This window comes from Serratia sp. TSA_105.2 (genome assembly GCF_052692115.1).
Genome location: NZ_JBQZFT010000008.1, coordinates 73,028 through 85,433, shown reverse-complemented (window position 1 = coordinate 85,433; position 12,406 = coordinate 73,028). Strand labels below are relative to the sequence as shown.

The window sequence follows — 12,406 nt, the reverse complement described above, 5'->3', positions numbered from 1 at the left end:
AGGGAGTTTGCATGGCGAATATGTTTGCCCTGATCCTGGCATTGGCCACCCTGGTCACCGGGATCATCTGGTGCTTCGAGCGCTTCAAATGGGCGCCGGCCCGCCGCGCGAAGATCGCGGCGGTCAACGCACAGACCGCGGGCGCCGTAGACGATAAAACGCTGGCGAAAGTGGCGAAGCAGCCAGGTTGGGTGGAGACCGGCGCATCGGTGTTCCCGGTGCTGCTGTTGGTCTTTGTGGTGCGTTCGTTTATTTACGAACCGTTCCAGATCCCGTCCGGATCAATGATGCCGACGCTGTTGATTGGCGATTTCATTCTGGTGGAGAAATATGCTTACGGCATTAAAGATCCGATTACCCAGACTACGCTCATTGAAACCGGCCATCCGAAGCGCGGCGATATTGCGGTATTTAAATATCCGCTGGATCCGAAACTGGATTATATCAAGCGCGTGATTGGCCTGCCGGGCGACCGTATTACTTACGATCCGGTGAATAAGCGCGTTACGGTGCAGCCGTCCTGCAACAGCGGTCAGTCCTGCGATACCGCGCTGGCCGTGACCTACGCCGACGCGCAGCCGAGCGATTTCGTGCAGTTGTTCAGCCGCAGCGGCATGGGCGAGGCCAGCAACGGCTTCTACCAAATCCCGCTGAGCGATAACGTGCCGCCCGGCGGCATTCGCATGCGTGAGCGCCAGGAAAGCCTCGGCAACGTCACGCATCGCATCCTGACCGTGCCGGACGCGCAGGATCGGGTGGGCGCTTACTACCAACAGCCGGGCAAACCGCTGGCGGAGTGGGTGGTGCCGGCCGGGCATTACTTCATGATGGGCGACAACCGCGACAACAGCGCGGACAGCCGTTACTGGGGCTTTGTGCCGGAGAAGAATCTGGTGGGTAAAGCCACGGCCATCTGGATGAGCTTTGAAAAGCAGGAAGGTGAGTGGCCAACCGGCGTGCGTTTCAGCCGGATCGGCGGTATTCATTAATCGCTGACTGATTCCCTGTTAATTTCACGCCGCAGCCTACTGCGGCGTGAAAGATTAAGGGGATATAAACACAGCATTATGTTTCCACTCGTTGTAGAATACTTTCTCGAGCGATAAAAAGTTGGCCCCTGCTGGGAGCCACTGCAAACGAAACAGCTTTGGATCGGCTTTCGGCGAAGCAGGCCTGTTCCGTATGCTGCAAGTTTTTGACGCATTCTTGATCTATTGGTAACTCATGAACCCCATCGTAATAAACAGGCTGCAGCGGAAGCTGGGCTACACTTTTCAACAGCAGGAGCTTTTACTGCAGGCTTTGACTCACCGCAGTGCCAGCAGTAAACACAATGAACGTCTTGAGTTTCTGGGTGACTCGATTCTGAGCTTTGTCATCGCCAATGCGCTCTATCACCGCTTTCCTCGCGTAGACGAGGGCGACATGAGCCGCATGCGCGCCACGCTGGTGCGCGGCAACACGCTGGCGGAGATGGCGCGCGAGTTTGATCTGGGCGAATGTCTGCGGCTTGGGCCGGGCGAATTGAAAAGTGGTGGGTTCCGCCGCGAGTCAATCCTGGCGGATACGGTGGAGGCATTGATCGGCGGCGTGTTCCTGGACAGCGACATTCAGACCGTCGAGCGTCTGATTTTGGACTGGTATCGCAGCCGGTTGGACGAAATCAGCCCCGGTGATAAGCAGAAAGACCCGAAAACCCGTTTGCAGGAATTTTTGCAGGGGCGTCATCTGCCGTTGCCTTCTTATTTGGTGGTGCAGGTTCGCGGAGAAGCGCACGACCAGGAGTTTACCATCCACTGCCAGGTGAGTGGTTTGAGCGAGCCCGTAGTGGGCACCGGCTCGAGCCGCCGTAAAGCCGAGCAGGCGGCAGCGGAACAAGCGCTGAAAAAGCTGGAGCTTGAATGAGCGAAGTAAAACAACACTGCGGGTTTATCGCCATCGTCGGTCGCCCGAACGTGGGCAAATCGACGTTGCTGAACCAACTGCTGGGGCAGAAGGTTTCCATTACGTCGCGTAAGCCGCAGACGACCCGTCACCGCATCATGGGCATCGACACCGATGGCGCCTATCAGGCGATCTACGTCGACACCCCAGGGCTGCACATCGAAGAAAAACGCGCCATCAACCGCTTGATGAACCGCGCGGCCAGCAGCTCGATCGGTGACGTCGAACTGGTGATCTTCGTGGTCGAAGGCACCAACTGGACCGCCGACGACGAAATGGTGGTCAACAAGCTGCGCAGCCTGCGCTGCCCGGTATTGCTGGCGATCAACAAGGTCGATAACGTCACCGATAAATCCAAGCTGTTGCCGCACATCGCGTTCCTCAGCCAGCAGATGAGTTTCCTCGACGTGGTGCCTATCTCCGCCGAGAAAGGGATGAACGTCGACACCATCGCCGGCATCGTGCGCAAGCTGCTGCCGGAAGCGGAACACCACTTCCCGGAAGACTACATCACCGATCGCTCCCAGCGTTTTATGGCGTCCGAGATCATCCGCGAGAAGCTGATGCGTTTCCTGGGCGAAGAGCTACCCTATTCGGTGACGGTAGAAATCGAACAGTTCGTGGCTAACGATCGCGGCGGCTACGATGTGCACGGCCTGATCCTGGTCGAGCGCGAAGGCCAGAAGAAAATGGTCATCGGCAACAAAGGCGCCAAGATCAAAACCATCGGCATCGAAGCGCGGCAGGACATGGAAAAGATGTTCGACGCCAAAGTGCATCTGGAGCTGTGGGTGAAAGTGAAATCCGGTTGGGCAGACGACGAACGTGCGCTGCGCAGCCTGGGCTATGTTGACGATCTGAAGTAACGATCCGTGGACGGCTGGGAGCGCGCTTTCGTCCTGCATGGGCGGCCGTACAGTGAAACCAGTCTGATGCTGGATCTGTTTACCGAAGGTCATGGGCGGGTGCGCTTGCTGGCGAAAGGCGCGCGCAGCCGCCGCTCCAATCTGAAGGGTTGCCTGCAGCCCTTTACCCCCCTGTTAGTGCGCTGGGGCGGCCGCGGCGAAGTGAAAACGCTGCGCAACGCCGAAGCGGTCTCCCTCGGTTTACCCCTCAGCGGCATGATGCTTTACAGCGGGCTGTACGTGAACGAACTGCTGGCGCGCGTGCTGGAGCAGGAAACCAACTACTCGGTGCTGTTCTTCGACTATCTGCAATGCCTGCAGGCGCTGGCGGCGGAAGACAGCTCGCCGGAACAGGCGCTGCGTCAGTTCGAACTGGCCTTGCTGCACCACCTGGGCTACGGCCTCGATTTCCTGCACTGCGCCGGCAGCGGCCTGCCGGTGGATGATGCCATGACCTATCGCTATCGCGAAGAGAAAGGCTTTATCGCCAGCCTGGTGGTGGATCACTACAGCTTCACCGGGCGCGAACTGCGCGCGCTGGCGGAGCGGCAGTTTCCCGATGCCGAGACGCTGCGCGCCGCCAAGCGTTTCACCCGTATGGCGCTGAAACCTTACCTCGGCGGCAAGCCGTTGAAGAGCCGCGAACTGTTCCGCCAGTTCGTGCGCAAACAGCCGAATACGCCGGTCGACGACGCCTGACCTTTTCCCCTTTTGCCGCCCTGCGCCCGCGTGTAAACTGCTGGCACTGAAAATCGTATTTAGAGGTTGTCATGGCTGATTTGCTGCTGGGCGTCAATATCGATCACATCGCCACGTTACGTAACGCGCGCGGAACCCAATACCCGGATCCGGTTCAGGCGGCGTTCATTGCCGAACAGGCGGGGGCCGACGGCATTACCGTGCATCTGCGCGAAGACCGCCGCCACATCACCGACCGCGACGTGCGCCTGCTGCGCCAGACCATCCAGACGCGCATGAATCTGGAGATGGCGGTGACCGACGAGATGCTGGACATCGCCATTGAGCTGAAGCCGCATTTCTGCTGCCTGGTGCCGGAAAAGCGTGAAGAAGTGACCACCGAAGGCGGCCTGGACGTCGCCAGCCAGCTGGACAAAATGAGCGTGGCGGTCGAGCGCCTGGCGCAGGCGGGCATTCTGGTCTCGCTGTTCATCGATCCCGATCATCGCCAGATCGACGCGGCGGTGGCGGTGGGCGCCCCTTATATCGAAATTCACACCGGCGCCTACGCCGAAGCGCAGGGCGAGCTGGCGGTACAGGCCGAACTGCGCCGCATCGCGGTAGCCGCCGCCTACGCGGCCGATAAGGGGCTGAAGGTCAACGCCGGCCACGGCCTGACCTACCACAACGTGCAGCCGATTGCCGCGCTGCCGGAAATGCACGAGCTGAACATCGGCCATGCGATTATCGGCCAGGCGGTGATGAGCGGGCTGCCGGCCGCGGTTGCCGACATGAAAGTGCTGATGCGGGAAGCGCGCCGGTAATGGCGGTGCTCGGGCTGGGTACCGACATCGTCGAGATGGCGCGTATCGAAGCGGTGGTGGAGCGCAGCGGCGATCGTCTGGCGCGCCGCGTGCTGAGCGACGCCGAGTGGGCGCTGTATCAGCAGCACCAGCAACCGATTCGCTTTCTGGCCAAACGTTTCGCGGTGAAAGAGGCCGCCGCCAAGGCGTTCGGCACCGGCATTCGCAACGGCCTGGCGTTCAATCAGTTCGAGGTGTTCAACGATGCGTTGGGCAAGCCGAATATTCGTTTGCACGGCCGCGCCGCCGAACTGGCGGGGGAGCTGGGGGTCACCGCGATCCACGTTTCGCTGGCCGACGAACGGCGCTATGCCTGCGCGACGGTGATCGTCGAAAGCTGAAAATAGCAAGGGCGCCTGTGGCGCCCTTGTCAGTCCTGCGGCGGATTAAATGCGATCGGCGTGGTGCAGCACCACAAACTTGTCCCACAGCTGTTCGTTGGTCTCGCGATGCTGCGGATCGGTGATGATGGTGTTGTCGATCGGGCAAACCTGCTGGCAGGTCGGCGTATCGTAATGGCCGATGCACTCGGTGCAGCGATCGGTATCGATCTGATAAATCTCATCGCCCATCGAAATCGCCTGGTTTGGGCATTCCGGCTCGCACATGTCGCAGTTGATGCATTTGCGTGTGATTAGCAGGGCCATGGCGTATCTCTCATTATTAACAGGGGTATTTTTCGCAGCGGCGATTATACCGGTTAAACCAACTTTTTCATTAACTGTTCGCTGTGCTTGATGCGATCGCGGGCATGATCGAGATCGTGTTGGATCAGCGCCATAAACAGCAGATCGGTGAGGGCGAACTGGGCCGTGCTGGAAGAGATGGCCGCGCTGCGGGTGTGGGGCTCTTCGGCGATGGTATAGAGGCAGTGGTCCGCGCGCTGCTGTAGGCCGTTGGGAGAGAAGCTGGTCAGCGCCAACACCCTGGCGCCGGCCTGGCGCGCCTCTTCCGCCGCCAGATTGATTTCACGCCGTTCGCCGCTGAAGGAGATAGCCAGCAACAGATCGCGTTTGTCCAGCGCCTGCACCGCCGCCAGTTGAACGTGCATGTCCGCTTCGGCCACCGCCATCACGCCGATTTTCAGCAGCTTGAAGGAAAAATCCTTGGCCACCAGCCCGGAAGCGCCGATGCCGATCAGCATTACCCGGCGCGCCTGGCGCAGCATGTCCAGCGCCTGATGCAGCCGCTCTTCGCTGTTGATGTCCAGCGTCGCGCGCAGCGCCGCCTGCTTTTCCGCCAGCAGTTTTTCACCGACGATTTTCAGCGTGTCGCTGCTGAGGATGTGGTTGTGAACGGTCACGACCGGTTCGGCCTGCGGCTGGGCCAGCGTCTCGCTCAGCGCCAGCTTCAACGCTGGGAAACCTTTATAGCCCAGCTTTTGGGCGAACTTCACCACGCTCGACTGGCTGATGCCGGCCAACTGGGCCAGCTTTTGCGAGCTGAGATGGCGCGCCTGCTCGGCGTTGTTCAGCAAAAAATCCGCCAGCTTGCGGTCGTTTTGCGCCAGTGTCGGATACATCTGGCGAATGCGCAGAAGGGTACTCATTGATCTTTCCCTGGAAACCAGCGGCCATTTTGCCACGCAGGCGGCGAAAACGCGCGGTGAAAATTTTTGTGAGCTCGTCGTTAAAATAGCAAATAGCGCTCGCTTTGTTGAATAAAATATTCAAATATTGATTTAATTTTGTGAATTAAAAATTCAAAGGTGAACAGATGAACTTAGGCGCACTGGTATCGGAAACCCGCAACCCGGCCTCCATGGGGCTGGATGAGATGTCGACGCTGGAGATGGTCCGCTGCTTTAACCAGGAAGACCGCAAGGTGCCGGAGGCGATCGAAAAGGTGCTGCCGGCGATCGCGCAGGCGGTCGATTTGGCCGCGGCGGCGCTGAAGGCCGGTGGGCGGCTGATTTATTTGGGCGCCGGCACCAGCGGCCGATTGGGGGTGCTGGATGCCTCCGAGTGCCCGCCGACCTTCGGCGTGCCGCACGGCGTGGTGGTGGGGCTGATCGCCGGCGGGCCGGGCGCGCTGCTCAAGGCGGTAGAGGGTGCGGAAGACGATGAGGCCCTGGGCGAAGCCGATCTCCGGGCGCTGAATCTGACCGCCGTCGATATGGTGGTGGGATTGGCGGCCTCCGGGCGCACGCCTTATGTGATTGGCGCACTGCGCTTTGCGCGCGGGCTGGGCTGCCCGACGGCGGCCATCTCCTGCAACCCGGATTCGCCGATCGCACACGAAGCGCAGGTGGCGATCTCGCCGGTGGTGGGGCCGGAGGCCCTGACCGGCTCGACGCGCCTGAAATCCGGCACTGCGCAGAAGCTGGTGCTCAACATGCTGTCGACCGGTGCGATGGTCAAGCTGGGCAAGGTCTACCAGAACCTGATGGTGGACGTGAAGGCCACCAACGTCAAACTGGTGGATCGCGCCTGCCGCATCGTGGTGGAGGCCACCGGCGCCGAACGCGCTCAGGCGGAGGCGGCGCTGGCGCAGACCGGCTTCGAAGTCAAACCGGCGATCCTGATGCTTTTGGCCGGCGTCAGCGCTGAAGAGGCGCAGCAGCGGCTGCAGCGGCACGACGGCTATCTGCGCGCAGCGCTGGCGCGTTAATTCACGGTGGGGGCGGCGATGGACAAGACAACGGCATTGGCGACACAGATCCTGGCGGGCGTGGGGGGCGAGGGTAATATCCTCAAACTGGAGAACTGCATGACGCGGGTGCGCGTCGAGGTCAGCGACGAGCAGCGCCTGGATCTGGCCGCCCTCAGGCAGCTGCCCGGCGTGAAGGGCTATATCAAACAGGGTGAGCAGCATCAGTTTATCGTTGGCCCAGGCGCAGCCGCCAAGGTGGTGGATGCCATGCGCGAATTGCTGAGCGGTAGCGCGCAGCCCGTTGTCGCCGTCGGTGACGTGGCCCGCATCAAGGCGCAGGCCAAGCAAAAATACGCTGCGCCGATGAGCGGCGCGCTGAAAAAACTGGCCGATGTCTTTATTCCGCTGATCCCGGCGTTTATCGCCTCGGGCCTGATCACCGGCATCATCAACCTGCTGAAACGGCCTGACATCGCCGGCCAGCTGGCGGTGGACTACCCGAACGTGCTGGGGCTGTTGGCGATCTTCGGCAGCGCGGTGTTCGCCATCATGAACATTTTGGTCGGGGTCAACGCCGCGCGGGTATTCGGCGGCTCTCAGGCGATGGGCGGCGTCATGGCCGGCATTCTCTCCAGCCCGGCGCTGGCGCAGATTACCTTGTTCGGCGAGGCGCTGCAGCCGGGGCGCGGCGGGGTGATCGCCGTGCTGCTGGTGGTGGCATTGATGTGCTGGGTGGAGAAACGCCTGCGCACGCTGCTGCCGGAATCGGTCGAACTGATCCTTAACCCACTGCTGACCACGCTGGTCACCGCCTCGCTGGCGATCCTGATTCTGCAGCCGATCGGCGGCATTATCTCCGACGCCATCGCTCACGGCGCCAATCTGGCGATCGACAAGGGCGGGCTGTTGGTGGGAGCGCTGCTCTCGGGGCTGTTCCTGCCGCTGGTGCTCTCCGGCCTGCATCAGGGGCTGGTGCCGATCCACGTCGAGCTGGTGCAGGCGCACGGTTCCAACCCGCTGCTGCCGATCCTGGCGATGGCCGGCGTCGGGCAGGTGGGGGCGGCGCTGGCGGTGCTGTTGAAAACCCGCAATGCGCGGCTGAAAAAGGTGATCAAAGGGGCGTTGCCGGTCGGCATTCTCGGCATCGGCGAGCCGCTGATCTTCGGGGTAACGCTGCCGCTGGGCCGGCCGTTTATCGGCGCCTGCCTCGGCGGGGCGGTCGGCGGGGCGCTGATCAGCTACTGGAAGGTGGCGACGGTCATCACCTTCGGCATTTCGGGGCTGCCTTTGGCGTTGACCATCGTCTCAGGTAAGGTGATGTTGTATCTGGCGGGGATGCTGATTACGATTATCGCCGGTTTTCTCTTCACCTGGATGATGGGGTTCAACGATCCCGAGGAGTAGCGTTTGAGCGACAAGCAGCAACAACCGGCCGCAGAGGGGCGCCGTGTGGTCTTTTTCGATCTGGACGGCACCCTGCATCAGGAGGATATGTTCGGCAGTTTCTTGCGTTTTCTGCTGCGCCGCTTACCGCTGAACCTGTTGCTGGTGATACCGCTGCTGCTGCCGATCGGTCTGGCACTGCTGCTGCTGGGGCGCGCCGCGCGTTGGCCGATGAGCCTGCTGCTGTGGGCGATCACCTTCGGGCGCGCCGAAGCGAAGCTCAAGGCGCTGGAGCGGCAGTTTATCGAGGCCTTTCGCCAGAAGGTGACCGCGTTTCCGGTGGTGCAAATGCGGCTGCGGCAGTACCTAGAGGAGCACGATGCCGAAGTGTGGCTGATTACCGGCTCGCCGGAACGGCTGGTGGCGCAGGTGTATCGCGATTCGACGTTTCTGCCGCGCGTGCGGTTGATCGGCAGCCGCATCACGCGCCGCTGCGGCGGCTGGGTCTTGACCCTGCGCTGTCTGGGGGCCCAGAAAGTGGTGCAGCTCGAGCAAAGGCTCGGTGCGCCGCTAAAGCTGTACAGCGGTTACAGCGACAGCAAGCAGGATAATCCGCTGCTGTTCTTTTGCGAGCACCGCTGGCGGGTAAGCAAACAGGGCGAGCTGCAGCAGCTGGAATAAACAAAGGGCGGAGATTTCCGCCCTTTCTGCTTTTATCGGCTACGCGATCAGTCGTCGGTTACGTCGTGCGGCTTGCGCCCCAGTTGCCAAATCTTCTCCGCATAATGCCCCAACGCCCACAGGCTCAGGCCGAGCAGCGCGAAGAAAATCGTCTTCGGCATGCTGTCCCAGAAAAACTCGAACAGGCGGGTATACAGGTTAATGCCGAGAAAGGTCAGCCCGAAGCCGCGCAGCATGGCGTCGTCATGCTTCAACCCCAGCCAAATGGCGGCGAGGGCGACCAGCCCGAACAGCAGGCTCCAGTGGAACAGCTCAATCTGGCGCGCGCGGTACCAGCTGTCGAGATCGCCGTAGTTGCCGAAGATAGACAGCAGCCACAGGGCGATAAACAGGTACAGCAGGCCCATCGCCAGCGACACCCGCTGCAGGCCGCGTTGCGCCAACAGCGGCCGCAGCAGCAACGCGGCGGCGATCAGCACCGCACCAAAGGCGATAAAGCGAATCGGGTAGCTCATGCCGAGCCAGTAGGCGCCCCAGCCGGACAGGTAGCCGGTCTCGGCGCCGAAGGCGTTGCCGAGCGACAGCAGGGCGAACCACCACACCAGCCCGGAGCGGCTGAACCAGCCGATCGCGCCGTACAGCAGCGCGGCGACCAGCAGCAGCACGGAAACCCGGCCGCTGCCGTTATCCAGCCAGACCCCCAGCTGCCATAAGGCGCAGGCGGTAAGCAACACGGCGACAAACAGCGCCGCCTCATTGCCGTAGCGTTTTTCCGGGTGCCGTTGGCGGCGGCGCAGCGCCCAGACGTAGGCCAGCGCCGCCAACACCCCGGCGATCGCCATGCATACCGGCGCGTCGAGGCGGAACAGTTCGCTCAGCCATTCAAGCAGTGCGCTGTCGGCGAACAGGCTGGTGACGGCGATCAGCAACGAGGCCAGCGCGGCGATAAACGCATAGCGCGCCAGCCGCCGCCAGTCGAAAGGCTGCACGTCCACATGCAGCAGCAACTGCTGCCGTTGCTCGGGCGTCAAGGCGCCTTCCCCAACCCAGCCGTCCAGCGCCTTGCGCACCACGACCGCGTTCTTTTTACTGAGTTTCATGCTTCTTGTCCCTGAATCACACGCTGATTCGGCCAGTATAGCCATTGGCGGGTGGCTACGACAAAGGGAGGCTAGTGTGTATAATGCCCGCCGCAAAAGCGCACGAGGAATTATGCGATGACTGAATATAACGATGAGTACTGGATGCGTCAGGCATTGCAGCTGGCCCTGCGCGCGCAGGAAGAGGGCGAGGTGCCGGTGGGTGCGCTGCTGGTGCTGGACAATCAGGTCATCGGCGAGGGCTGGAACCGCCCGATCGGCCGACACGATCCTACCGCACACGCCGAGATCATGGCGCTGCGCCAGGGCGGCGCGGTGCTGCAAAACTACCGTTTGCTGAACGCCACGCTGTACGTCACGCTGGAGCCCTGCGTGATGTGCGCCGGTGCGATGGTGCACAGCCGCATCCGTCGGCTGGTGTATGGCGCCGCCGACGAGAAAACCGGCGCGGCCGGTTCACTGGTGGATATTCTTCGCCATCCGGGCATGAACCATCAGGTGGAGATCGTCTCGGGCGTGCTGGCGGACGAATGCGCCGCCACCCTGAGCAATTTCTTCCGTCTGCGCCGTGAACAGAAAAAAGCGCTCAGGCTGGCGCAGCGGGCGGCGGAGAAGCCGGAATAATCAGTGGTTGAGCGCCAATTCCGGCATCACCGCCGGGTAGCCTTTCCCCAACGCCTCCTGCTCGGCGGCCGCTTGCGCCGCCTTTCTCTCTTTTTCCTGCAGATAGCCCACCAGGCTGACCTGGTAGCGGCGGATGTTCTCTACATAGTTGTAGGCTTCACGCCCGCGCGCATAGCCGTAGGTCAACTGCGGATAGTAGCGCTTTTGGCTGAGCATCGGCAGGCGCTGTTTGACGTCGACCCAGCTGTCCGGATTGCCTTTTTGCGTCTTGGTCAGCTTGCGCGCGTCCAGCATGTGGCCCCAGCCCATGTTGTAGGCCGCCAGCGAGAACCAGATGCGCTCGTCTTCCGGCACGCTGTCCGGCACCTTGGCCATTAGCCGCTGCAGGTAGAGCGCGCCGCCCTGAATGCTCTCTTCCGGATCGAGGCGGTCGTTGACCCCCAGGCCGTCGGCGGTGGCGCGGGTCAGCATCATCAGGCCGCGCACGCCGGTGGGTGAGGTGGCCTGCGGATTCCAGTGCGATTCCTGATAGGCGATGGCCGCCAGCAGCTTCCAGTCGATCTCGTTGGCGTGCTTCTCGAACAGCGGGCGGAAGTTGGGCAGCACCGAGTCGATGGCCGACAGGAAGGTTTTGGTGTCCACATAGTCGAAGCTGCCGACGTGGCCGAGGTATTTCTCTTCGAGCCGCGCCAGGGTGCCGTCGTCCACCATCTGGCTGTAGAAGTCCAGCATCGCCGCGTACAGGCTGTCGTCGCCGTCGCGTTTCAGATACCAGGTGACCGGTTCTTCGTCGGTGACGTCGAACGCCACCGCCAGCTGCGGATGGATGCGCTGCAGCAGCGCGATGGTGACCGAATCGCCGAGGGTGTAGTCCAGCTTGCCGTCGGCCACCCGCTCCAGCAGCTCTTTGGAGGTGAGATCGCTGGAGGACTCCCAGGCGAGATCCGGGTATTTATCCTGTTTGAGCTGCTTTAGCGTGCTGACGTGCGCGGAACCGGAGGCGACCGCCAGCTTGCCTTTAATGTCGGCGAAGCCTTTTGGCCGCGGGGTGCCCAGCCGGTACACCAGCTGTTGGGAAACGGAGTAGTAGGCGGGGCCGGTGCGCGCGCGGCTGAGGCGCTCCTGATTGTAGATAAGGCCCGCCGCCAGCAGGTCGGCGTCGTCGTCGTCCAGATCGTCGAACAGGTCATTGATGTTCTGATGGGGGATCACCACCAGCTTCACCCCGAGGTAGTTGGCGAAGCGCTTGGCCAGTTCGTAGTCGAGCCCACCCGGCCCTTGCTTGGTGTTGAAATAGGTCAGCGGGGAGTTCAGCGTGCTGATACGCAACTCGCCGCGGGAAATGATCTCCTGGAGTTGCCCGCCCTGGCCGCTGCGCCAGGTGATATTGGGCCACAGGGCGAGAGCCAGAAGCAGGGTGACAACGCCGATGAGGATGTAGTTTATTTTAAGACGTTTCAAATAGTTATCCAGTGGTGGCACAGGTACGCCGGCGACGATAACCGCGAATTTTCTCATGGTTAAATCACCAGTGCGGGGGCATTTTGCGCAACAAAACGCCAGTGTGCAACTTTATTGACACGTTATGACAATTCGACGGTACGGCACGCTTTTATCAATAATCCCTACGCAAACG

Annotated in this window: 14 protein-coding genes; 10 read left to right on the top strand and 4 right to left on the bottom strand. The window is 61.6% G+C overall.

The genetic code is table 11. The annotated features are described in order from the left end of the window. Positions 1-11 precede the first annotated feature (11 nt). From lepB to acpS, 6 genes are all read left to right on the top strand, one after another. A complete protein-coding gene (lepB, locus tag ACUTSC_RS20130) occupies positions 12-989 on the top strand; it encodes a signal peptidase I (RefSeq protein WP_033635624.1) in 978 nt (325 codons plus the stop codon). A 235-nt stretch (positions 990-1,224) separates the two neighbouring features. Then, on the top strand, positions 1,225-1,905 hold the full coding sequence (rnc, locus tag ACUTSC_RS20125; RefSeq protein ID WP_004929158.1) for a ribonuclease III: 681 nt from the start codon (positions 1,225-1,227) through the stop codon (positions 1,903-1,905). Further along, positions 1,902-2,810: a GTPase Era gene (gene era, locus ACUTSC_RS20120; RefSeq protein WP_197768815.1), complete on the top strand. Its 909-nt coding sequence runs from the start codon at positions 1,902-1,904 to the stop codon at positions 2,808-2,810. The genes rnc and era overlap by 4 nt, the downstream gene beginning before the upstream one ends. 6 nt (positions 2,811-2,816) lie before the next feature. Continuing rightward, positions 2,817-3,548, top strand: coding sequence for a DNA repair protein RecO (gene recO, locus ACUTSC_RS20115; RefSeq protein ID WP_004929165.1), 732 nt, complete (start codon positions 2,817-2,819; stop codon positions 3,546-3,548). A gap of 71 nt (positions 3,549-3,619) precedes the next feature. After that, positions 3,620-4,351 carry a pyridoxine 5'-phosphate synthase gene (pdxJ, locus tag ACUTSC_RS20110; protein WP_197768814.1) on the top strand — a complete coding sequence of 244 codons (732 nt, stop codon included), beginning with the start codon at positions 3,620-3,622 and terminating at the stop codon, positions 4,349-4,351. Beyond that, a complete protein-coding gene (gene acpS, locus ACUTSC_RS20105; protein WP_197768813.1) occupies positions 4,351-4,731 on the top strand; it encodes a holo-ACP synthase in 381 nt (126 codons plus the stop codon). The genes pdxJ and acpS overlap by 1 nt, the downstream gene beginning before the upstream one ends. 45 nt (positions 4,732-4,776) lie before the next feature. On the opposite strand, the gene ACUTSC_RS20100 is transcribed toward acpS, so the two are convergent. Then, on the bottom strand, positions 4,777-5,037 hold the full coding sequence (locus tag ACUTSC_RS20100; RefSeq protein WP_039568565.1) for a YfhL family 4Fe-4S dicluster ferredoxin: 261 nt from the start codon (positions 5,035-5,037) through the stop codon (positions 4,777-4,779). 53 nt (positions 5,038-5,090) lie between these two features. After that, positions 5,091-5,939 (bottom strand): MurR/RpiR family transcriptional regulator, encoded by an 849-nt coding sequence (locus ACUTSC_RS20095; RefSeq protein ID WP_004929178.1) that lies wholly within the window; start codon positions 5,937-5,939, stop codon positions 5,091-5,093. Positions 5,940-6,106: 167 nt separating this feature from the next. Here ACUTSC_RS20095 and murQ point away from each other — a divergent pair, with 167 nt between their 5' ends. From murQ to yfhb, 3 genes are read left to right on the top strand one after another with little or no spacing between them, the layout of a single operon-like run. After that, a complete protein-coding gene (gene murQ / locus ACUTSC_RS20090; RefSeq protein WP_445653521.1) occupies positions 6,107-7,000 on the top strand; it encodes an N-acetylmuramic acid 6-phosphate etherase in 894 nt (297 codons plus the stop codon). A gap of 18 nt (positions 7,001-7,018) precedes the next feature. Continuing rightward, on the top strand, positions 7,019-8,386 hold the full coding sequence (locus ACUTSC_RS20085; RefSeq protein ID WP_197768811.1) for a PTS transporter subunit EIIC: 1,368 nt from the start codon (positions 7,019-7,021) through the stop codon (positions 8,384-8,386). A 3-nt stretch (positions 8,387-8,389) separates the two neighbouring features. Further along, a complete protein-coding gene (gene yfhb / locus ACUTSC_RS20080; protein WP_445653520.1) occupies positions 8,390-9,046 on the top strand; it encodes a phosphatidylglycerophosphatase C in 657 nt (218 codons plus the stop codon). A gap of 47 nt (positions 9,047-9,093) precedes the next feature. Here yfhb and ACUTSC_RS20075 read toward each other — a convergent pair whose 3' ends face one another. Further along, entirely contained in the window at positions 9,094-10,146 is a 1,053-nt protein-coding gene (locus ACUTSC_RS20075; protein WP_445653519.1) for a DUF2157 domain-containing protein, read from the bottom strand. Positions 10,147-10,263: 117 nt separating this feature from the next. Here ACUTSC_RS20075 and tadA point away from each other — a divergent pair, with 117 nt between their 5' ends. After that, on the top strand, positions 10,264-10,770 hold the full coding sequence (tadA, locus tag ACUTSC_RS20070) for a tRNA adenosine(34) deaminase TadA (RefSeq protein WP_055311833.1): 507 nt from the start codon (positions 10,264-10,266) through the stop codon (positions 10,768-10,770). Here tadA and mltF read toward each other — a convergent pair whose 3' ends face one another. Continuing rightward, complete coding sequence (mltF, locus tag ACUTSC_RS20065; protein WP_197768849.1) at positions 10,771-12,231, bottom strand: membrane-bound lytic murein transglycosylase MltF; 1,461 nt, start codon at positions 12,229-12,231, stop codon at positions 10,771-10,773. Positions 12,232-12,406 lie beyond the last annotated feature (175 nt).